Genomic DNA, 23,773 nt, shown 5'->3' on the forward strand with positions numbered 1-23,773 from the left:
CCTCCCGTCAGCCATCCTGATATGACCTGATTATTCAATCATCCGTTTGCGTATCAGAATTGTCTGATGAACCGTTGTCATCATTCGCCACAGTTTCGTCAACGTCACTATCGTCTTCCGATTCAGAGATACGTTCAACCGAAACAACTTTTTCGTTTTTGGCTGTATCGAAAATCGTGACACCTTTTGTCGAACGTCCTGCAATGCGAATTCCTGCCACCGGAACGCGGATGAGTTTTCCTCCATCCGAAACAAGCATGATCTGATCACTTTCCTCAACGGGGAAAGCCGCAACCAGCTTGCCGATTTCGGCCGTCTTTGAAGGATCTGTGGCTCTTATTCCTTTGCCACCACGACCGGAAATTCTGAATTCGTAGGATGAAGAACGTTTGCCATAACCGAACTCACTTACTGTCAACAGCATCTGTTCATGTTGAGACAACTCATTATAACGTACGTCGCTAAGATCGGCATCGCCTGTTGCTTCTTCCTCGTCACTGATTGTCACATCATCGCTATCGTTACCGGCTGCACGGCGTTCGGCAACGGCGCGTTTGAGATAAGCCGACCGTTCGGCTGGTGTTGCCTCGACGTGCTCCAGAATAGCCATTGAAATGACTTTATCACCTTCACCGAGATTGATACCGCGCACGCCAATGGAATTTCTACCGGCAAAGACACGAACATCGGAAACGGCAAAACGGATACATTGACCATCGGCAGTGGTGAGAACCACATCATCATTTTCCGTACAGGTATCGACAGACAGAATTTCATCTTCATCATCGTCGAATTTCATCGCAATTTTACCGTTGCGATTGACCTGTACAAAGTCGGAAAGCTTGTTTCGCCGCACAGTACCACGCGTTGTTGCAAACATGACATCAAGTTCGCTCCAGCTTTCTTCATCCTCCGGCAATGGCATGATTGTGGTGATGCGTTCACCCTGCTGCAACGGCAGAAGATTAATGAGCGCTTTACCACGCGATTGGGGCGTACCGACCGGCAACCGCCACACTTTTTCTTTGTAAACAATACCGCGCGAAGAGAAGAACAGAACCGGTGCATGCGTATTGGCAACAAACAGACGGGTTACAAAATCCTCGTCTTTTGTTGTCATGCCGGAGCGGCCCTTACCACCGCGATGTTGCGCCCGATAAGTATTGAGCGGAACGCGCTTGATATAGCCGCTATGGCTTACAGTGACGACCATTTCTTCACGTGCAATGAGGTCTTCGTCATCCATTTCGGCACCACCGGAGCCGAATGACGTAAGACGAGGTGTGGCAAATTCATTGCGAACAGCCATCAATTCGTCTTTGACAATCGTCAAGACGCGCAAACGAGAACCCAGAATATCGAGATAATCGGTAATTTCAGCACCAATTTTATTGAGCTCGTCGGCAATCTCGTCGCGCCCCAAAGCTGTCAGGCGTTGCAAGCGCAAATCAAGAATAGCACGCGCCTGCTCTTCCGAAAGATTATAGGTGTTATCCTCATGAATAATGTGACGGGGGTCATCAATCAATTCAATAAGATGGCGGACTTCCGCAGCCGGCCAGCGACGTGTCATCAACTGGTCACGTGCGGTTTGCGGGTCCGGTGCATTACGAATAAGCTGGATGACTTCGTCGATATTGGCAACAGCAATTGCCAGACCGACCAAAACATGGGCACGTTCACGTGCTTTACGCAGCAAAAACTTGGTACGCCGTGTAACAACTTCTTCACGGAACAGGACGAACGCCTTGAGCATGTCAAGGAGTGTCATTTGTTCAGGCTTACCGCCATTTAACGCAACCATATTGCAGCCGAACGAGGTTTGCAAAGGTGTGTAGCGGTAAAGCTGGTTCAATACAACATCGGCAACGGCATCGCGCTTCAGCTCGATCACAACGCGATAGCCTTCCCGATCGGATTCATCGCGTAAATCCGAAATGCCTTCAATACGTTTTTCGCGTACAAGCTCGGCAATTTTTTCGACCATCGTCGCTTTATTCACCTGATAGGGAATTTCGGTAACAACGATGGCCTGCCGGTCATTACGGATATCTTCAACTTCAACCTTGGCACGCATAATGAGCGAGCCACGTCCGGTTTCATAGGCCGAACGTATACCGGCGCGCCCGAGGATGATCCCGCCGGTCGGAAAATCCGGCCCCGGTATGATCTTGAGCATTTCGTCGAGCGTTATGGCCGGATTATCAATGAGAGCGACACAACCATCGACAATTTCACCAAGATTGTGCGGCGGAATATTGGTGGCCATGCCGACCGCAATACCACCAGAACCATTCACCAAAAGGTTCGGGAACCGTGCCGGAAGAACTATCGGTTCCTGCTCACGGCCATCATAGTTATCCTGAAAATCGACCGTTTCTTTGTCGATGTCATAAAGCAGACTATCGGAAACTTTTTCCAACCGGCATTCGGTATAACGCATAGCTGCCGGCGGATCACCATCAATCGAACCGAAGTTCCCCTGCCCGTCAATAAGCGGAACGCGCAGCGAAAAATCCTGCGCCATACGGACCAGCGCATCATAAATCGACGAATCGCCATGAGGGTGGAATTTACCCATCACCTCGCCGACAACACCGGCAGATTTGCGATAAGGCTTGTTATAAGAAAGCCCCATCTGGTTCATTGCATAGAGAATGCGTCGATGGACCGGTTTCATACCATCACGAACATCAGGCAACGCACGCGATACAATCACGCTCATGGCGTAATCGAGGTAGGAGCGCTCCATTTCCTCTACAATATTGACCGGTTCAATACCGTTCGGATTTCCTGAATCTGGTGGTATAATTTGATCGTTCACGGCTACAAAACTTCCTTAATAGAATCAGCCCTTCCTTTATAACGAAAAATGCCCCGAAAAGCCAATTTCTCTTGCCCTTCTATGTATGGATTTGGCTTTTATTTTCAGTGTGTTAGTTGGCCACAAGAAAAATCGGTGGATGACTTTATGTTGAATTTGTGCCATGAGAGCGGAAATGAATGATTTTAACTGCCCCTCATTTTGGCAAATACCGAATGATGGCGCACCAAGGAGTAACAATCATGTTTGATGCAGGTTTGTTGCTGAATGCGTTTATCACATTACTGGTTACGATTGATCCTGTGGGGCTGGTGCCGATTTTCCTCGGACTGACGCGCGAAATGACCCATATGGAACGCAAGTCCACCGCAATGGCTGCTTCTGTCATTTCTTTTGTCATTCTGCTCGCTTTCGCGCTTATTGGTGGGGCGATCTTGGAAGGTTTGGGGATTTCACTCGGTGCATTCCAGATTGCAGGCGGTATTTTATTGTTTGCGATTGCTTTCGAAATGATTTTCGAAAAACGCTCGGAGAGAAAACAGAAATCTGTCAAAACCGCCGTCACTAAAGATCATATTCACAATATTGCAGCTTTTCCGCTTGCAATACCGATGATCGCCGGCCCCGGCGCGATCTCAGCCACCATTCTTATGGCGAGCAAGAATCCGGGTTTTATCGGCACTGCCGTTTCCTGCTTTGTGATCCTGATTTCGGTCATTGTCTGTTACGGTTTCATGCTTCTTGCCCATCCTATCGACAGACTTCTTGGTGAAACGGGCAGAACAATACTCACGCGCCTGTTCGGTGTCATCCTTGCAGCATTGGCGGTTCAATTCGTTGCCAACGGAATTTTGGCTCTCTTCCATATTGTGTGAAACTGCATCACCGCTAAACGCCCTTTCACGCATCATTTCAGTATTGTTGCGTATACGGTTGGTTGCAGATCCAATTTTCATGGGAAATAGCCGGGACGTCCAAAACGAAGAAGCGTTCAAAACAGTTCGCACCCTACGGGTGGCAGTCATTCCGGACAACACTGGGATAGGCTGCTTCAATCCACCCGATCTTGCATGTTGAAATGTCAACTTTATTTGTATGCTAAGAAGGCTGTAAGATAGACTTTTCGGCTTCATAAAAGCCCCTCGCTCCCGTTTTTGCTAAAATCTGCGATTTAATGAGCAATAACGGAAACGCGAAGCTCTTTAAAATTTTTGAATTACGCAAATGCAGTTCCAAGAAGATCGCGACAACGCTTTACGCGGCAACCGAAATTCAATGTATGGAACGGCAATTGCAAGGCGGGATAATCGCTAAAGAACTAGAGCCTCAAAATGGAACATCGTCATCAAGCTGGCGTGAAAAATTGCTTCCTGATTGATTGTTTCCACCCTGATCGGAATTGCCGTACCCGCCGCCGAAACCACCAGAACCGGATTGATCGCTTACCTGTGGGCGACCGGCGCCACCTTCCCCACGACTATCAAGCATTTGCAATTCACCGCGATATTTTTGCAAAACAATCTCGGTTGTATAACGGTCATTGCCGTTCTGATCCTGCCATTTGCGGGTTTGCAACTGCCCCTCAATATAAACTTTCGCGCCTTTTTTAAGATATTGCTCGACAACTTTGACCAGATTTTCGTTAAAAATGACAACGCTGTGCCATTCTGTCCGTTCGCGACGCTCACCAGTATTACGGTCACGCCACGTATCCGATGTTGCAATGCGCAAAGTTGCTACTTGATCGCCAGAATTCATCCTGCGAATTTCCGGATCTGCACCGAGATTACCAACCAGAATGACCTTGTTAACACTGCCTGCCATTATAAAAACTCCAAACTGCGCGGCAAAAAACCGAAAATTAAATGCTAAAGCTCAATTTGCCACCATATAATCTATTTTTAAGCTTGGGGCAAAAAAGCCCGGTTTATTCATTCAATTTCCACAGAACTTCTATTTTCGTTATTGTTTTGGGTCGAATCTTACCATTGCAATTTTTGACCATCTCACCTATTTGAAAGCGAGTGTTCCATTTTTGTTCTTTCCCCGCAAGGCCAAATATGTCCGATCAGAAATATATTTCAATACGTGGTGCCCGCCAACATAATTTAAAGAACATAGATCTCGATTTGCCACGAGACAAACTCATTGTCATGACTGGCCTTTCAGGATCCGGCAAATCGTCGCTTGCTTTCGATACGATCTACGCCGAAGGGCAAAGGCGATATGTTGAAAGCCTTTCGGCATATGCCAGACAATTTCTGGAAATGATGCAAAAACCGGATGTTGACCAGATTGATGGTCTCTCTCCGGCAATTTCTATTGAACAAAAGACCACAAGTCGTAACCCGCGGTCAACTGTCGGCACGGTTACCGAAATTCATGATTATATGCGCTTGTTGTTTGCGCGAGTCGGTGTGCCTTATTCGCCCGTCACTGGGTTACCCATTGAAAGCCAGACCGTAAGCCAGATGGTTGATCGTATTATGGCGCTTCCTGAAGGAACACGGCTCTATATTCTGGCTCCGCTCGTACGCGGACGCAAAGGTGAATATAAAAAGGAAATGGCTGATCTCCTTAAAAAAGGTTTTCAGCGTGTCAAAATTGACGGCGTTTTTTACGAGATAGCGGATGTTCCCGAACTCGATAAAAAATATAAACATGATATTGATGTTGTCGTTGACCGCCTTGTCGTAAGACCTGATATTTCCGCCCGCCTTGCCGATAGTCTTGAAACCTGTCTTCATCTGGCTGATGGATTGGCCGTTGCAGAACTTGCCGATAAACCGCTTCCAAAAGAACAAACAGCCGGCGGTTCAGCCAATAAATCGAAAAATGACACGCACGAGCGTTTACTATTTTCCGAAAAGTTCGCCTGTCCTGTTTCCGGCTTTACAATTCCTGAAATTGAGCCGAGGCTTTTTTCTTTTAACAATCCGTTTGGTGCTTGCCCGACCTGCGACGGCTTGGGGTCGCTTCAGGCAATTGATCCGGCAATGGTAGTGCCAGACGAGAATTTGTCTTTGAAAGCCGGTGCGATTGCTCCATGGTCGAAATCCTCTTCACCTTATTACAATCAGACACTTGAAGCACTCGGAAAGGCATATCACTTCAAGCTTACCGACAAATGGAAAGACCTTTCCGAAGAAGCTCGTCACGCTATCCTTTACGGCACTGGCAAAAAAGAAGTAACATTTACCTATCACGACGGTATGCGCTCCTATTCTGCGACAAAAAGTTTTGAAGGTGTTATCCCGAATATGGAACGGCGCTGGAAAGAGACTGATTCTGCCTGGTCGCGCGAGGAGATTGAGCGTTATATGTCATCCTCCCCTTGTCCGGCATGTAAAGGCTATCGGTTGAAGCCGGAAGCTCTGGCTGTAAAAATCAACAAACTTCATATCGGTGAAGTGTCCGAAATGTCGATTTCCAAAGCCGATAAATGGTTTCAGGAAGTTGACAAAACCTTCAATGAAAAACAGAAGAATATTGCTTCACGCATTTTGAAAGAAATTCGCGACCGTTTGAAATTTCTGAACGATGTCGGACTTGAATATCTCACTCTAGCGCGTGCCTCCGGTACATTATCGGGTGGTGAAAGCCAACGTATCCGACTTGCTTCGCAAATCGGCTCAGGCTTGACCGGCGTTCTTTATGTTCTCGATGAACCCTCTATCGGATTACATCAGCGCGATAATGCGCGTCTTCTTGAAACGCTTAAACATTTACGTGATCTCGGCAATACGGTGATTGTTGTCGAACATGATGAAGATGCCATTCTGACTGCTGATTATGTTGTCGATATTGGTCCGGCCGCGGGTGTTAACGGTGGTAAAGTCGTCGCGCAAGGAACGCCAAAAGATATTATGGATGATCCGGCTTCCCTCACCGGACAATATCTTTCAGGTAAAATGTTTGTTCCCGTACCGGCCGAGCGTCGCAAAATTTCCAAGACAAAGAAATTGCGCGTTGTCGGGGCGAGAGGCAATAATTTAAAGAATATTACAGCCGATATTCCACTTGGAACGTTTACCTGTGTCACCGGTGTTTCGGGTGGTGGCAAATCGACATTCCTTATCGAGACTCTGTTCAAAGCAGCCTCGCGCCGCATCATGGGAAGCCGCGAACATCCGGCAGAACATGATCGAATTGAGGGGCTCGAGTATCTCGACAAAGTGATCGATATTGACCAATCACCGATCGGGCGCACTCCGCGTTCGAATCCGGCAACCTATACCGGCGCATTTACCCCGATACGTGACTGGTTTGCCGGTTTGCCGGAAGCAAAAGCCCGTGGTTATCAGGCGGGGCGTTTTTCATTCAATGTCAAGGGCGGGCGCTGCGAAGCCTGTCAGGGCGATGGCGTCATAAAAATCGAAATGCACTTTTTGCCAGATGTCTATGTTACATGTGATGTCTGCCACGGCAAACGCTATAATCGGGAGACGTTGGAAGTCACCTATAAAGGTAAATCCATCGCCGATGTCCTTGATATGACAGTAGACGAAGCGGCGGAGTTTTTCCAGGCAGTCCCTGCCATTCGCGACAAAATGGATACATTGGTTAAAGTCGGGCTTGGCTATGTCAAGGTCGGACAACAGGCGACCACCCTTTCTGGTGGCGAAGCGCAACGCGTAAAACTCGCCAAGGAACTGGCTCGCAAGGCAACCGGCCGGACACTCTATATTCTTGACGAGCCGACAACAGGCCTGCACTTTCACGATGTTGCGAAACTTCTTGAAGTTCTGCATGAACTGGTCGATCAGGGAAATACCGTTGCTGTTATCGAGCACAATCTTGAAGTGATCAAAACAGCCGACTGGATTATCGACCTTGGTCCCGAAGGTGGCGATGGAGGCGGCGAAATCGTTGCTGTCGGCCGTCCAGAAGATATTGTGAAAGTGGAACGCTCTTACACCGGACAGTTCCTGAAAGAACTTCTGGAACGCCGGCCAACGAAAAAAGCAGTGTCGTAACACACGGACAAACAAAACTCGGTCAGAAAAAATTATCGAAAGGCGGGGCTTTTAAAGTTTCGCCTTTTTGAAATTTTTGCGGCTAATAAATTTGAAAATTTTGTCGGAGACAAACAACTGAACTTAAAAAACGATAGCAAAATATAAAAACCTAAATACAAAAACGGCGTTGCGGAATGGGCAACTCACATATTTTGCAGGCTGCTCCTCATCTCAATCCCTCTCACGGGCTTTGCCTCTCCTGCCCCTTCTCGCAGGCATGTTGTTGATCAAGGGGATATTTTTGTAGCTCAGTGTTCCGATAAGTTGCCCTATTTAGAGCTAATAATGAGATTGCTTAAAAACACATCTCATTTATGAATATGTTGAATGCGTTTTACGCGGCAATTGCTTTAATTCCTGATAAGCAAGCGAACTTCCTGAAAACATATGTTTCTCGCCTTCACCTGCAACCAATCTCTTCAACATAAAAATTCGAAGTCGCTACTTTTCCCCGTTAATACGCAATGTCCTGCCATATCGCGCAGTCGCTATCTCTTTATTATAGCGAGGCAATCAATCTTATAAATCTGAAAGCCGGACAGAAAATCAAAAGCCATACGAAATTTTTCAAAAAAAATGGCGGCTAAAGCCGCCATCCGAAACATTAAATGACAATATTCTAGAAATTGCGCTGCATACGCAACATTCCTTGTACGGCATTATCACCGTGGAATGTAACGCGTGAACCATCGTCCCACTTCTTATCGTTACCGAAGTTCAGATAAGAAACTTCAGGTGTAACAACGAGACCGGGAACAAGCTCGTAAGCCATATTGACCGATGCACTGAATACATCCGTGTCATCATAGGTCAACTGCGAATTGAAAGAGGCCTTCTTGGTAGCTTTGTAGGTTGTACCACCCCAAACGGCCCAATCGCCGCCCCAATCGCCATATTGGCTCGTATGCATGCGATAATAGAAATCATGCTTTCTGTTGGGGCGATCATGATTATAGACATCGTCATAGGCGTAATAGTCATCATTGGTCTTATAACCGCCCATGACCCAAACCGACAACTGATCGGTTACGTTCAAATTGACGCGGAGTTTGGCAGCCCATTCTTCCCATTGCGCATCATAAGCGCCGACAGCTGCGATAGACCCCCAGCCCTGTACAAATTTGGCACCGAGAAGAACATTCGGTGTGTAATCATCAATGCTGCTACCACTATAGAAGTGACGAGCATCAGCATCGTTACGGTAGCTTACGCCAGCACCGGTTCCAACCCGTTTACCCATACCTTTTAGATAATAGTTGTCGCCCGGATTATCGCTTCCTTTATCGGTACCCTGTTCAACACCGATAATTGCCGAAAAACCGTTATCAGCCGAGAATGTATAACTTAAAACATTGGTACGCTGGAACATACCGGGATCGACAACGTCATCGTTCAAGACCTTGCCGAGATAACCCGTCCAATGCCAGAAAATTGATTCGTCAACACCAACGCGCAAACCGCCCAATTCGATATAAGCAAAGTGCGCCTGACCACTCAACGTATCATCACCGTCGTCCCACTGGTTACGTAGTTCAACCATAGTGCGCAAAGTACCAAGCTCGGTTTCGCTTGCTGTCTGGAAGCGCAATTCAGCACGGGCGCGCCATGCGTAGGTGTCACGATCTTTCTTGCCCTTGTAGGCATAAACATTGTCGCCACCTTTTATATCGGCACGCAAATATCCGCCAACACGCATACATGTGTCGGTTCCGGGGATATAGAAATACCCTTGTCCATAAGCGTCGCAAACGCGTACAAATTCGACGGGTTCCGGCTCTGCTACGACAACATCGGCAGCGTAAGATGCACTCGATATGACCATGGCAGCAGCAGAACCTGCCAACAGTGCTTTAATTTTCATACGGATTTCTCCCTGTGCCCGATAGGCTCTAATAAATAGAATTTTGTAACGGTGTTATGAGACAGCGTTTGCCCAATGAAAAGCCAAAATTACGAAAAACTGCCATCTATAGTTAAATTGTGATAAATTAGTCACATAATTATCTCGGAAAGAACCAACGGAATTGCCGAAACAATATCGTCTGCAATCATACCAGGCCCAAAATGCTCTGCACACCGCGCATGGAGAAAGACACCGGCACAAGCTGCCTCGAAAGGCAGCATTTTTTGCGCACTCAAGCCGCCGATAATCCCCGAAAGAACGTCGCCAGCGCCTGCTGTGGCGAGAAACGGCGTTCCATTTACGTTCACTGCCAGGCGCCCATCGGGAGAAGCAATGATTGTATCCGCGCCTTTATAGACAACCACTGAACCGCTATCAGTTGCTGCTTTTGCGGCTTTCTCTATACGCGACAAGTCTTCCATGTGTGCAACAGACGGGAAAACGCGTTGGAACTCGCCTTCATGAGGCGTCAATATAACATTGACCGGCGATTGTTTGATAAGTGCGAATATTTCTTCGCTTTTTCCCGCCATAGCAGTGAGCGCATCGGCATCAAGAACGAGCGTAAAAATTTTACTCTTCAAAAGGACGACTTCAATAATCGAAAGAGCACGCTCCAATGAGCCGAATGCGGGGCCAAGAATGACCGAACGCACTTTCCGGTTTTCGAGAAAGTCGAGAATTTCTGTATCACTCCCCATTTCCTTGAGCATGATACTGGTGAGATGCATTTCATGAACGAGAAGTGCATCTTCCGGCGAAACTATTGTAACAAGCCCTGCTCCGCTTCTCGCCGCAGCGTGGGCAGCAAGTCTCGCAGCACCGGTTGATGATTGATGGCCGGAAAACACCACGGCATGTCCCCGACGGTATTTATGTGTATCATAGTCCAGTTCCGGCCAATTCTTGAGCCAAAGTGAAGGAAAATTGATAAAACGTGTCGGCTTGATAGTTTCCAGCACTTTTTCCGGAATGCCTATATCGGCAAGTCTGATCTCGCCACATTGTAATCTTCCGGGGTAACACGCATGTCCCGGCTTCAACCGGAAGAATGTGACCGTCTTTGATGCCTTGACAGCTTCTCCCTTTATTGCCCCGTTTTGTCCGAAAACACCGGAAGGCAAGTCAACGGCAATGACCGGAATGCCACTTTCATTCAAACTTTTCAATTTTTCCTGAAGCGATTGTTCCAACGGGCGATCAAGCCCTGCTCCATACAAGGCATCGATAACAACATCGAAATCCTGTGGAGATGAAAAATTATCAAAAGCCAAGTGCTTTGCGCCCCACAAAGCGGCTGCTTTTTCTGCGTCACTTCCTGCTCTTGGTGTCCCCAACGCAAATATGGTGGGCTCGAAGCCATGGCTTTTTAGAATATGCGCAGCCATATAGCCATCGCCGCCATTATTTCCTGGTCCGCATAAAACAGCTATCTTTCTGCATTGCCGATAGTCATTCAGAACAATATCGGCGATAGCCTGCCCTGCCCGTTCCATGAGCTTGAAACTATCTTCCCTGTTTAATGTGGCAGCCAAATGATCCGCGTTACCCATTTCTTCAGGCGTCAAAAGTTCGACGGGAAAATGTGTGTTCAATCCCGGAATTGCATATTTTTTCATCATGGGGCCTATTTTTTATTCATTGCGACAGGATTTATTCAGCTCACTATACGCGGTTTTGTCAAATTCGTCATAGTTAACAAACGGTGAATTCTACATTCCGACAAAATATTGTTGAGTTATTGCTTTATTTTTCCAACTTGGCACAAAACATGCTTATAACTTGTTAGTGATTGAAAAAATCGACTTAAAGCGGTTACCGAAGCTAAAGTTTAACGTTGGAGGCGAGATCAATATGAAAAAAATCGAAGCTATCATTAAGCCGTTCAAGCTTGATGAAGTAAAGGAAGCCCTTCAGGATGTCGGCTTGCAAGGTATAACCGTTACCGAAGCCAAGGGATTCGGCCGGCAAAAAGGCCATACCGAGCTCTATCGTGGCGCCGAATATGTTGTTGATTTTCTCCCCAAGGTAAAAGTCGAAATTGTTGTTGCCGATGAAACCGTAGAGCCGGCAATCGAGGCCATCCGGAAAGCTGCACAAACTGGTCGCATTGGCGACGGGAAAATTTTTGTTTCATCTGTCGAAGAGGTTATCCGCATCCGTACAGGTGAAACGGGCGTAGACGCTATCTAAGCCATAAGTTAACTCATGCCCCATTTTACGGGGCATGTCCGATCAACCCTTTATTACTTTTAAATAAGGAATGTAATATGACGACTGCATCTGATGTCCTTAAGCAAATTAAGGATAATGACATTCGCTTCGTAGATTTGCGTTTTAGCGACCCTAAAGGCAAACTACAGCATGTAACCATGGATATTGCTGAAATCAGCGAAGATACATTTGCTGATGGTGTCATGTTCGATGGATCTTCCATCAGCGGATGGAAAGCAATCAATGAGTCGGATATGGTATTGATGCCTGATCCAACCACCGCCCATATGGATCCGTTTTTCGCCCAATCCACAATGGTCATCCTATGCGATGTACTTGATCCGATCTCGGGCGAATCCTACAACCGCGATCCGCGCTCGACTGCCAAAAAAGCTGAAGCTTATGTAAAATCTTTGGGAATTGGCGACGCCGTAAATGTCGGGCCGGAAGCCGAATTTTTCCTGTTTGACGACGTTCGCTTCAAAGTTGATCCCTATAACACAGGCTTCAAACTCGACTCCAACGAATTTCCTTCCAATGACGACACTGAATACGAAATGGGCAACCTCGGGCACCGTCCGCGCGTAAAAGGCGGCTATTTCCCTGTTCCGCCAATTGATTCCTGTCAGGACATCCGGTCGGAAATGCTGACTGCTTTGACCGATATGGGCGTTCGTGTTGAAAAACATCACCATGAAGTTGCTGCTGCCCAGCATGAATTGGGTATCCGCTTTGACACATTAGTGCGCGAAGCCGACAAAATGCAGATATTCAAATATGTTGTTCATCAGGTTGCCAATACCTATGGCAAATCGGCTACTTTCATGCCGAAGCCTATTTTCGGTGACAACGGTTCGGGCATGCACGTTCACATGTCGATCTGGAAAAACGGAAAACCGACCTTTGCAGGCAACGAATATGCAGGCCTTTCGGAAACCTGCCTGTTCTTCATTGGTGGCATTATCAAGCACGCAAAAGCTATCAACGCTTTCACCAATCCGTCGACCAATTCTTACAAGCGTCTGGTTCCGGGATATGAAGCACCTGTTCTGCTCGCTTATTCGGCACGTAACCGTTCAGCCTCCTGCCGTATTCCTTTCGGTTCTTCGCCAAATGCCAAACGTGTAGAAATCCGTTTCCCTGACGCGACAGCCAACCCGTATCTTGCCTTTTCGGCAATTTTGATGGCAGGGCTCGATGGCATCAAGAACAAGATCCATCCCGGACAGGCAATGGATAAAGATCTTTACGATCTGCCGCCAAAGGAATTGAAAAAAATCCCGACGGTTTCCGGCAGTTTGCGTGAAGCGTTACAATGTCTCGACAAAGACCGCGCCTTCCTCAAAGCCGGTGATGTATTTGATGACGACCAGATTGATTCGTTCCTCGAATTGAAGATGGAAGAGGTCTTGCGTTACGAAATGACACCTCATCCGATCGAATTCGATATGTACTATTCGGTCTGATCCGAATTAACCAAGATCATAAAAAGCGGGGGCTTCGGCCTCCGTTTTTGTAACAATCTTTGCCTTTTTCCTGTCACGCTTTGCCTTTAGTTTATGAGTTCTCTATAAAGAAGGTATGAGTAAACAGTATCGAAGGTAAGCTATGCGACGCATCCTCCCAGTCATCGTTGGTTTTTCAATTGTTTTTTGCGGGCTTATCCCGGCAGATGCACGATCGGCGACGGACGCAGAAGTCAAAATGTTGAGTGATGCCACAAATAATTACGCAACAGCCCTTCAAACATCCAACTTCGACGCGGTGTTGAACGCAATACCGCCGCGAATCATCCAGACTTTGGCAGCTCAATCAAAAGTTGATCAGGAGCAGTTCCGCCAGATCATGGTGAGCCAGATGAAGCAATTGGCTCAAACTTATAAAGTTGACAAGATAACAATAAGCCAATCGAAAAAAAGTGCTGGCGAATTCGAGGACGGAACTCCTTATTATATTATCCCTACCGATTTTGTGATCACCACTATCAATGGCAATAATAAAAACCAGGTCAAAGGTGAGCTTGTAGCCATTCTCGATAATAATCAGTGGTATTTTGTCCGTGGTGACGACGCTACCACTATTTCGACTATGAGTGCTGCATTTCCAGGTTTTGAAAAAATCAAACTCAGTGCGCCTGAAGTCAAGCCGATCAAATAAGATTTATTGCTTTTATCCGTTGTCTTAACCTTTTACGATACATGATTTCCGGTTTTTTATTTCCGGAAGCGCATATTCTCGATTATCCAAATCGGGGCTTTAAGAGGGTAATAAAACATATTCTTGGAGGATAGACCTGTTTTCTATCGTACCACCGCGTTTCGGGGGGTATGTGCGGGCAAAACAAGTTCGATGAGCCCAAAATCAAATGTTTACGGGTGCGTTTCTATATTTGCAAAATGCATTTTTATATTTGGTGGTGTCGTTAGAACAGAGCTGTCGATTGCATAACACGACCCTAGCTCTTTTCATAATTGATATAGCGGCGGATGGGGTGCAAAAACTTACCTTTTCTGGTTGATGCCGAACGCCCCGATTTTAAAAATAATAAAATCTCGCCAACGAGCGATACAAACGGAAAGGCATCACTGATAAAAAGCCGGACATCGGCTTTTTACGGGATTCAGAGCGTCATTTATTTGAATAACCCGTGAACCATCTGAACACTTTGCGGGATAAAATATTCTGCGGCTCATATCGCTTTAAATTTCAGAAACTTTCGTTCAAGACGAAAAAGTTGTTCGTTTGCAAAAAAACTTCCAAACGAACAACTTGCAAGAATAAAGATACCACAGAATTTCCGGCGTTAGTTCTCAAATCACTTTAATCTGGACACTGATATTATTGCGTGTCGCATGAGAATAAGGGCAAATCTCGTTATGAGCAGTCATAGCAGCCATTTCGGCTTGTTGTTTGTCAAGCCCTTCCAGATGAACTGTCATAATAACTGAAAGTTCAAAACCACCGCTTTTGCGCGGTCCAATTCCGACTTCTGCTTTTACATAACTTCCGTCCTGAACTTTAAATCCAGCTTTTTGTGCAGCAAAACGCGTTGCCGATTCAAAACATGCAGCATAACCGGCAGCAAAAAGCGTTTCAGGATTGGCACCAATCGTACCGTTACCACCCATCTCTTTAGGTTTTACCAAGTCGATGTCGAGTGCACCATCTTCCGAATGCACATGACCTTCCCGCCCACCTTCGGCAATCGCTGTCGTTTTATAAATTATATTCGATAACATTGAGCTTCACTCCTTGGTAAGACAAACCCGCACATTTAAACTAGCGTGTTTTTTAAAAGATGCAATGAACCATCAATCGAACTTGAGAGAATTTATCGATTTTCAATGGCCGCAATAGTAGCGGCAGCGGCTTCATATTCGGCCTGATGATAAGCGCGCTTTTCTTTTGCTTCGGCATCTTCTCCCCAATGTTCGATTGTCCAGTCTTCATCAAGATGAGCGAGTTTCCACGCTTCCGGCAGGCTTATTTTTCCTTTCCAGACGGCAAGCGCCAGCAGTGCCGAACCACAAAGTGTGGTGATGGAATGTAATGCCGCCAGCACATAAGGGGATTCTATTGCTTCAAGAGCTTCGCCTATTGCCGAAATCGAATCATCAGGTTGTTTTACAAACATCACGCCTTCAGTCAGCATGAAACGTGCACCATAATCCTTACGAATCCATTCAAGGATAGGATCCCAATGGTGGTGCTGCCTTTCGACCAGCTCTTTTGGAGAATCCGCCCGATAAAACAACATATCATTGCCAACGAATTCGAGAATATCGTGCCGCACAACATCCAAATTATCGACGACGCCATCGAGGATTGAATTGACAAGGCGGGTTACCGGCATTTTTGCCGGATCAATTGTCTGTTGTTGAGAATTGAACTCGTGTGCCACCATTTCGGCCAACGCTCTATTAGGCAAAACAAGTTTATGGCGTGCCGGCGTTTTGACTGTTTTTCCATCAAGAACAACCGAGAATTCTCCGCCCTCATCCTTGACAAAAGCTTCTTTATAAAACCGCTTTGGTAATTCGCGTTTAGACAGAAGCTGAGCCTGTTTCACCGGATCCACTTTTTCAGCTTCATCGTTCAACTCTAGCAGAAATTCACGCATTATTATCACTTTCCAAAATCGGAATTATATCTTTCGGCTCTCTTACCAGTTTATCTGCGCCCGCTTCTCTCAATGCATCCGGCGTATTATAGCCCCAGAAAACGCCGATCGCTTTTGTATGTGCAAGCTTGGCCATTTGCATATCAAAAATGGAATCCCCGATTACGAAAGTATTTTCAGAAAACACGCCGGTTTGTTTACAACTTTCTATAACCATTGTCGGATCAGGCTTTGACGGGCATTCATCAGCTGTTTTGATCGTAACAAAACAATGGAGTTTGTAGGCTTCCAATATTTTGTCAATTCCGAGCCTCGACTTGCCGGTAACAACACCTAAAAGAACATCATCCTTACTTTCGAGCGCTGTCAACATTTCGGAAATTCCCGAAAAAAGCGGCTCGGTAAACGAAATATCGCCTCTGTTTTTTGCAAAAATCTGTTTATAAGCCGTCACCATTTCAAGAATTTCATCATCAACGGGACGACCTAAAAGACGGGCAATCGCACGATCAAGCGATAGGCCTATGACAAGTTTTGTCTCGTCAAGATCGGGTTCTTTATAGGAAAATTTTTCAAACACTTGAACCATTGCCCGTTGAATAGCAAAAGCACTATCAACCAGTGTTCCATCACAATCAAAAAGCGCAAGGCGAAGCGGCTTATCGGTCAATCTTGATCTCCGTCACTTTCATCGAATGCAAGAAGATTGAACGTTTGCACCATATGGGGCGGAAGAGGAGCAGTCACATCCAATATTCCTCCGGAAGGATTGGGAATTCTTATCCGGCGGGCATGGAGATGAAGACGATTCTGGATACCGCCCGGTAGTTCCCAATTCTGATCTGCATAAAAATATTTGGGGTCACCAATAATCGGATGGCCGATATAGGCCGCGTGAACACGCAATTGATGGGTGCGTCCGGTATAAGGTTCCATTTCAAGCCAGGACAAAATCTGCCCGCGCGTGTCTATAACACGGTAGTGCGAAACAGCATGATCGGAATCCGGTTCGCCATGCGGGCATACACGCATTTTATCGCCATCGGGGGTGGATTCCTTAACAAGCCATGTTGAAATCTTGTCTTCGCATTTTTTGGGAACACCTCTTACAATGGCCCAATAGGTCTTTTTGGTTTCACGGGCACGGAATGCCGCTGCCAAAGCCTGCGCTGCCAAGCGTGTTTTTGCAACAACGAGGACACCTGACGTATCGCGATCAAGCCGATGGACAAGGCGTGGCTTTTCACCCTTTTGATTGCGCCAGGCTTCAAGCATGCCGTCGACATGACGGGTAACACCCGAGCCACCCTGAACAGCAAGACCGGCCGGCTTGTTAAAGACATAAAGCTTCTTGTCTTCGTAAAGAAGCATCTGCTTTAAAACGTCACCATCATCCTGCCCACGAATGGTTTTGCCTGTTAGAGGTACTGCGCCTTTTTCATCGACAGGTAGAGGAGGAACGCGCACCGATTGTCCGATTTGCAATCTCGTATCAGACTTTACCCTGCCCCCTTCAACACGGATTTGACCGGAACGCAAAAGTTTTTGCAGGTGGCCAAACCCCAGTCCCGGATAATGAACCTTGAACCAGCGGTCAACGCGCATACCGTTTTCATCTTCATCAACTTTTTTTATTTCAACACCGGCCATCGTCATCTCCTTGGTGTTTTCTCTAGCATCATCGAACGACAATAGCGACATGATTTATCGTTGTGATCACACTCGGTTACATCGTGTTGTTAAAAGTGGTTTTGCTGATCGTAAATTGAACAGTAGCGCACATTAAATAAACATTATAAACAGTTGAACCGATTTTAAAACGGACAACCACGGGGACAAGGTGTCATTGGAGGTATAAGCTTGTCGCTTTTTAAAACTTATACGCGCGCAGTCAGCTATTTGATGACAGAAAAGAAAACTGTCATCATCATTTGTGCAGCCAATATTGCTATGGCGGCTGTGCAGGTTTTCATACCGAAAATTTTCGGCTGGATTATTGATGAACTGTCTTTAACAGCGCAAGCAGTATCAAGCGGCACTGCCTTTTCGGCTGGCGATACCTTCACAGCAGTTATTCCTTATCTCGCATTGTGGACGGCACTCGGTATGTTTTCCATTGTCGCAACTGTAATGGTGGACAGGGGAGCCGATCGTCTGGCACATCGCAGACGCTTGGGAGTATTAGCTGAATCCTATCAGCGCATTATCAATATGCCGCTTGCATGGCACCAGAAAATCGGTACCTCCAATGCACTTCACACAATGCTGCGAGCTTGCGAATCCATGTTCACGATGTGGCTCGAATTCATGCGCCAGCATCTCGCTTCAATGATTCAGCTTATAATTCTGTTAAGCGTTGCAATCTGGACCGATTACCGACTGTCCATCGTTCTGATTTCGCTTGGCATTATTTATATCATGATCGCTCGTCTTGTCATGACCAAGACCAAAACGGGACAGGAATCGGTTGAAAAATATCATCTTGCTTTATTCGAGCATGTCACAGATTCAATCTCCAATGTCTCGGTTGTTCAAAGCTACAACCGCGGCGATGAAGAAAGCGAACGCGTCAAACAGAATGCACAAAACGTGCTCAAGGCACAATATCCTGTTTTGAACTGGTGGGCCTTGGCTGCCGGCCTTAACCGTATGGCCTCGACAATCACAGTCATCGTCGTCATTGTTCTTGGCGCCTATCTGGTTTCCAAAGGTATCCTCAATATTGGTGATGTTGTTGCCTTTGTTTTCTTTTCACAAATGATGATTGGTCAACTTGACCAGATCAGCAATTTCATCAATCTCATTGGTTCCAATCGAGCGAAACTCGACGCGTTTTATGACATGATGGATTCGACTGTTGCGGCAGCCGAACCTAAAGGCCTCCCCTCATTGACCAATGTAAAAGGCGACATCCGTTTCGACCATGTCACCCATGAATTTTCGAATACTCTGCAAGGTGTCTATGACATCACCTTCGAAATCAAACCCGGACAGACCGCAGCAATCGTCGGGCCTACCGGTGCCGGTAAAACAACATTGATCAATCTGTTACAACGAATCTACGATCCGGAAAGCGGCGTTATAACGATTGACGGTGTTGATACAAGAACAGTCAACCGTGCGTCTCTTCGTCATGCCATGGCAACGGTATTTCAGGATTCAGGGCTGTTTAACCGCACAATCAAAGAAAACATCAGCATCGGCCGCCCCGATGCGACGGATGAAGAGATATATGAGGCAGCAAAGATTGCTGCTGCCAATGATTTCATTCATGCGAAGACCAACGGTTATGACACCCGCGTGGGAGAACGCGGGTCGCTCCTTTCCGGTGGCGAACGGCAAAGGCTGGCAATTGCCCGAGCCGTATTGAAAAACTCGCCTATTTTCGTGCTTGATGAAGCAACAAGTGCACTGGATGTTGAAACAGAAGCGCGCGTCAAGGAAGCAATTGACACAGTAAGCCGCAATCGGACAACAATCATCATCGCCCATCGGCTCTCGACAGTGCGCAATGCGGATCTGGTATTATTTATGGATCATGGTCATATTGTCGAACAGGGGAGTTTTGATGAACTTGCTGAAAAAGGCGGTCGCTTCACTGCACTCCTTAAAGCGGGTGGTTTAACAATAGACCATTCGCCCCATGCACTTAACCGCGACAATGCTGTTCAGGTTCAACAACCATCGTAACTTAGCCAATTTTCGACTAAAGCATTGAGCTTTAAAATTTTCATCAGCGGTTAAGGCGATGTAACGGGATTGAATGGCTATACGATAATTTCTGTTCAATGAATTTAGAGCTTTCGCTCGTCTTGTATTCTCGTGGCGAGACAAGCAGTTTATGTTTACTGGGATGAACCGTCTTGACCTGAAATAGAATTACCACATAAGTGAAAAGGAAAATTTTCTTTAAATTCAGTGCTATTCCATTCGCAAGGAGGGACTATAGGCACCTGATCGTAATGGCATCGCTGAAAAATGAACGCCTTCAGTTCTTACGCTTAGGCACCCTTGTCGCTTTTCAAGCGACATTAACCTGCAATAGCTAGCCGAAAGGCAAAATTTCACTCCATAAATTCAACAATACTCTGCCATCATGAACTGGTGAGCCGCGTTTGTTTTATATTCGTGAAAAGCCTTCCTCCAATTAGGTAATTCCTGCATAACAAATGATCACTCGCGTATGGGAAACGTGGCTATTCAATTAGTCTATTTTATCGGCACCAATGGTTCTTCAAAGGCGTGCACTTGATTACGGTTATCAAGCAAGACAGGCGTGACTGAACGTATGATAATTCATTGATCAAACCTCATCGTAACCCAACCATTGCTCTACCAAAAACCGACAGCAACGATGAACGAATTATCACCACCAGCAGCAGCAAAGTTTTGAACTTTGAAAATCCAGCACAATTATTTGCTAAAATCGGATTTGTAGGCCCGCATGGCTTAAAGTATTCCCTTGAATAGACCTAAAACGCCCTTGCGCGCCACTTTCGAAGAGCACGTTGATCATCCCGAGATAGGCGAGATTACCTTACGATGAGAGCTTTTCTAAAGTGTCGTGATTTCATTCAGATGGCGTAAAGTTAAAAAACGGAAGCGGCTTCAAACTTCTCAATGGCCTTGATTGCATGTCTGAAAAGGAGGCCGACAAAAACAATAATCTCACAAGCCTATAAGACAATAAAAAAGCGGGCTAGTGCCCGCTTTTTTAAGTCTCATTTCTGTAATTTTTGTCTCAAGGCTTTCATGGCATCATCTGCTTTATTGCCATCCGGTCCACCAGCTTGGGCCATATCCGGACGACCGCCACCGCCTTTACCTCCTAGAACTTCCGACAATGCTTTGACAAGTTCGACAGCATTGAACCGTTTTGTCAAATCATCGGTAACACCGACGACAGCACTTGCCTTGCCATCTTCCGAAACACCGATAAAGGCAACAACGCCGCTACCGACCTTGTTTTTACCGGCATCAGCAAGTGGCTTCAAATCCTTTGGCGCGATACCATGAACAACACGTCCCATAAAGGCTAGTCCGTTTATCTGTTCAATATCGGCTTCGCCGTGATCATTTGCGCCACCGGACAAGGCCAATTGCTTTCTTGCCTCATTCAACTCTTTTTCTAGCTTGCGGCGTTCTTCAACAAGCACATGGACACGTTCCAGTGCTTCCTGAGGCGTTGTTTTCAATGCACTGGCAATTTCGTGAACACGTTGATCCTGACCATCAAGATAATGGCGGGCTGCATCGCCTGTCAGCGCTTCAATACGACGAACACCGGCAGCAACTGCGCTTTCCGATACAATGCGGATAAGCCCGATATCACCGGTACGTCTGACGTGGGTGCCACCGCAAAGTTCAAGCGACCACGCGCGGTTTCCGACTTTTGTCGGGTCAACCCGCTGCCCCATTGAAACAACACGAACCTCGTCACCATATTTCTCGCCGAACAAGGCCATTGCACCTTCGGCAATGGCGTCATCAACGCTCATAAGACGGGTTGTCACAGGGCTGTTTTGCAAAACAATTTCGTTTGCCAAATCTTCAACCTGTTTGATTTCTTCCGCTGTCATCGGTTTCGGATGAGAAAAGTCGAAACGTAACCGTTCAGGCGTGACCAATGACCCCTTCTGGGCAACATGCGTACCTAATGTTTCGCGTAAAGCCTCGTGTAAAAGGTGCGTTGCTGAATGGTTGGCACGGATTTTACGACGCCGCTTTTCGTCAACATCAAGTTCGACAACGTCGCCCGTCTTGATCGAGCCATTTTTCGCAACACCGATATGGACAAACACACCGTTTGCCTTTTTCTGTGTATCGGTCACATTAAACGAGAACTTTTCGCCGGCAATTACGCCGGTATCACCCACCTGACCACCGGATTCGCCATAGAAGGGTGTCTGATTGACGATCAATGCGCCTTCTTGACCTTTCTTCAACTCATCGACAATTTTGCCATCTTTCACAATTGCAGTAATCACTGCTTCGGCCTTTTCTGTCTCATAGCCAAGAAATTCGGTTGAACCGACGCGATCTCGAACGGCAAACCAGACGGTTTCGGTTGCCTCTTCTCCAGACCCCGCCCAATTGGCACGGGCTTCTGCTTTCTGGCGTTCCATTGCCTTGTCAAAAGCCTCAACATCAACCGTTATATTGCGGCGACGAAGTGCATCCTGAGTAAGATCAAGCGGGAAACCATAGGTATCATAAAGTTTGAATGCTGTTTCACCATCAAGATGATCGCCCGATTTCAGATTGTGGCTTGCCTCGTTCAACAGGGTAAGGCCACGTTCCAAAGTCTTCCGGAAGCGTGTTTCTTCCAACCGCAATGTTTCCGAAATTAGCGCTTCAGCGCGGATGAGTTCGGGATAGGCTTGGCCCATTTCACGTATCAAGGTCGGCAACAGGCGCCACATCAAAGGTTCCTTTGCGCCCAAGAGCTCGGCGTGACGCATGGCGCGACGCATAATGCGGCGCAATACATAACCGCGCCCTTCATTGGAAGGCAAAACGCCATCGGCGATCAAAAAAGCGGATGAACGAAGGTGATCTGCAATCACACGGTGACTTGCAACGAATTCTCCCTCCGCCTTGACGCCGGTTGCCTCTTCGGAAGCGCGGATCAATGTCTTGAAGAGATCAATATCGTAATTATCATGAACACCTTGCAAAACGGCAGCAATACGTTCAAGCCCCATGCCTGTATCAATGGATGGCCTCGGGAGATCGTTACGCTGGTCCTTTGTCACCTGATCATATTGCATGAAAACAAGGTTCCAGATTTCAATATAACGATCACCATCTTCCTCGGCGCTTCCCGGCACGCCACCCCAGATTTTATCACCATGATCATAGAATATTTCCGAACACGGTCCGCAAGGACCCGTGTCACCCATAGCCCAGAAATTGTCATTGGTTGAAATCCGGATAATTTTGTCGTCCGGAAGACCGGCTATTTTCTTCCATAACTCGGCTGCCGCATCATCTTCATGATAGACAGTAACAAGCAGCTTTTCTATTGGCAGACAGAATTCTTTAGTAAGCAAATTCCAGGCAAAATAGATGGCCTGTTCTTTGAAATAATCACCAAAAGAGAAGTTACCGAGCATCTCGAAAAATGTGTGGTGGCGAGCTGTGTAGCCCACATTATCAAGGTCGTTATGCTTACCGCCGGCGCGAACGCATTTTTGCGCTGTTGTTGCTCTTTTATAGGGGCGTTGTTCAAGACCGGTAAACACGTTCTTGAACTGTACCATTCCCGCATTGGTAAACATCAAGGTCGGATCATTTCTCGGAACCAACGGACTGGATGGGACAATTTCATGCCCGTTTCTATGGAAATAATCCAGAAATGTTGACCGGATCTCGTTAACACTATTCATAACTGACACCTGTACTCGCCGCTGAGCTTAATCCTGCCCGCCGGATTTTTAAAAATATATTTGACTGCCTTTTAGAGCATATTCACCAATCTGGAAACTACTTTTTCAAGCCAATCCCGCAATGTGAATGCTAAATCCGGTGCTTTTTGGCTCAAGCAAAGTAGATCAACAGAAAACACTTGAAACATATGCCACGAGCTTAAAAAAAGCGCTTGTTCAAACATTATCTCAACGACTTGAATGGGCGGTGACGAAAGCAACCACCTCCTACTAACACGTTTTACCCGCTTAAATTCAATGGCTATC

Annotated in this window: 15 protein-coding genes; 6 read left to right on the forward strand and 9 right to left on the reverse strand. The window is 46.6% G+C overall.

Features of this window, described 5'->3' with window-relative positions; all coding sequences use genetic code 11:
* Window positions 1-34: 34 nt before the first annotated feature.
* The gene (gyrA, locus tag H3V14_RS09895; RefSeq protein WP_198228386.1) at window positions 35-2,752 is read right to left on the reverse strand and encodes a DNA gyrase subunit A; all 2,718 of its coding nucleotides are present in this window, start codon (window positions 2,750-2,752) and stop codon (window positions 35-37) included.
* Between the two features lie 314 nt (window positions 2,753-3,066).
* Between gyrA and H3V14_RS09900 the strand changes: the two genes are divergently transcribed.
* The gene (locus tag H3V14_RS09900) at window positions 3,067-3,699 is read left to right on the forward strand and encodes a MarC family protein (protein WP_198228318.1); all 633 of its coding nucleotides are present in this window, start codon (window positions 3,067-3,069) and stop codon (window positions 3,697-3,699) included.
* Between the two features lie 451 nt (window positions 3,700-4,150).
* Here H3V14_RS09900 and H3V14_RS09905 read toward each other — a convergent pair whose 3' ends face one another.
* A complete protein-coding gene (locus H3V14_RS09905; RefSeq protein ID WP_198228320.1) occupies window positions 4,151-4,648 on the reverse strand; it encodes a single-stranded DNA-binding protein in 498 nt (165 codons plus the stop codon).
* A gap of 236 nt (window positions 4,649-4,884) precedes the next feature.
* Between H3V14_RS09905 and uvrA the strand changes: the two genes are divergently transcribed.
* Window positions 4,885-7,800: an excinuclease ABC subunit UvrA gene (gene uvrA, locus H3V14_RS09910; RefSeq protein WP_075870514.1), complete on the forward strand. Its 2,916-nt coding sequence runs from the start codon at window positions 4,885-4,887 to the stop codon at window positions 7,798-7,800.
* 661 nt (window positions 7,801-8,461) lie between these two features.
* Here the strand turns inward: uvrA and H3V14_RS09915 are convergent.
* On the reverse strand, window positions 8,462-9,703 hold the full coding sequence (locus H3V14_RS09915; protein WP_198228322.1) for a porin: 1,242 nt from the start codon (window positions 9,701-9,703) through the stop codon (window positions 8,462-8,464).
* A gap of 131 nt (window positions 9,704-9,834) precedes the next feature.
* Window positions 9,835-11,367, reverse strand: a complete 1,533-nt coding sequence (locus H3V14_RS09920; protein WP_246785145.1) for an NAD(P)H-hydrate dehydratase — start codon at window positions 11,365-11,367, stop codon at window positions 9,835-9,837.
* A gap of 232 nt (window positions 11,368-11,599) precedes the next feature.
* Here H3V14_RS09920 and H3V14_RS09925 point away from each other — a divergent pair, with 232 nt between their 5' ends.
* The 3 genes from H3V14_RS09925 (at window position 11,600) to H3V14_RS09935 (ending at window position 14,116) form a co-directional block, all read left to right on the forward strand.
* Window positions 11,600-11,938 carry a P-II family nitrogen regulator gene (locus tag H3V14_RS09925; protein ID WP_075870859.1) on the forward strand — a complete coding sequence of 113 codons (339 nt, stop codon included), beginning with the start codon at window positions 11,600-11,602 and terminating at the stop codon, window positions 11,936-11,938.
* Window positions 11,939-12,015: 77 nt separating this feature from the next.
* Window positions 12,016-13,425 carry a type I glutamate--ammonia ligase gene (gene glnA / locus H3V14_RS09930; RefSeq protein ID WP_075870511.1) on the forward strand — a complete coding sequence of 470 codons (1,410 nt, stop codon included), beginning with the start codon at window positions 12,016-12,018 and terminating at the stop codon, window positions 13,423-13,425.
* A 142-nt stretch (window positions 13,426-13,567) separates the two neighbouring features.
* Window positions 13,568-14,116 carry a hypothetical protein gene (locus H3V14_RS09935; protein ID WP_075870510.1) on the forward strand — a complete coding sequence of 183 codons (549 nt, stop codon included), beginning with the start codon at window positions 13,568-13,570 and terminating at the stop codon, window positions 14,114-14,116.
* A gap of 653 nt (window positions 14,117-14,769) precedes the next feature.
* Here the strand turns inward: H3V14_RS09935 and H3V14_RS09940 are convergent.
* From H3V14_RS09940 to H3V14_RS09955, 4 genes are all read right to left on the reverse strand, one after another.
* Complete coding sequence (locus tag H3V14_RS09940) at window positions 14,770-15,198, reverse strand: organic hydroperoxide resistance protein (RefSeq protein ID WP_198228324.1); 429 nt, start codon at window positions 15,196-15,198, stop codon at window positions 14,770-14,772.
* Between the two features lie 92 nt (window positions 15,199-15,290).
* Complete coding sequence (locus H3V14_RS09945; RefSeq protein WP_198228326.1) at window positions 15,291-16,079, reverse strand: ATP12 family chaperone protein; 789 nt, start codon at window positions 16,077-16,079, stop codon at window positions 15,291-15,293.
* Complete coding sequence (locus H3V14_RS09950; protein ID WP_198228328.1) at window positions 16,072-16,749, reverse strand: HAD-IA family hydrolase; 678 nt, start codon at window positions 16,747-16,749, stop codon at window positions 16,072-16,074. The genes H3V14_RS09945 and H3V14_RS09950 overlap by 8 nt, the downstream gene beginning before the upstream one ends.
* Window positions 16,746-17,729, reverse strand: a complete 984-nt coding sequence (locus tag H3V14_RS09955; RefSeq protein WP_198228390.1) for an RluA family pseudouridine synthase — start codon at window positions 17,727-17,729, stop codon at window positions 16,746-16,748. The genes H3V14_RS09950 and H3V14_RS09955 overlap by 4 nt, the downstream gene beginning before the upstream one ends.
* Window positions 17,730-17,939: 210 nt before the next feature.
* On the opposite strand from H3V14_RS09955, the gene H3V14_RS09960 reads away from it, so the two are divergent.
* On the forward strand, window positions 17,940-19,769 hold the full coding sequence (locus H3V14_RS09960; RefSeq protein WP_075917202.1) for a glucan ABC transporter ATP-binding protein/ permease: 1,830 nt from the start codon (window positions 17,940-17,942) through the stop codon (window positions 19,767-19,769).
* 1,031 nt (window positions 19,770-20,800) lie between these two features.
* On the opposite strand, the gene alaS is transcribed toward H3V14_RS09960, so the two are convergent.
* Window positions 20,801-23,467 (reverse strand): alanine--tRNA ligase, encoded by a 2,667-nt coding sequence (alaS, locus tag H3V14_RS09965; RefSeq protein WP_198228330.1) that lies wholly within the window; start codon window positions 23,465-23,467, stop codon window positions 20,801-20,803.
* Between the last annotated feature and the right edge of the window lie 306 nt (window positions 23,468-23,773).

The sequence above is a fragment of the Bartonella sp. W8151 genome (genome assembly GCF_016100385.1).
Classification (GTDB): Bacteria; Pseudomonadota; Alphaproteobacteria; order Rhizobiales; family Rhizobiaceae; genus Bartonella; species Bartonella apis.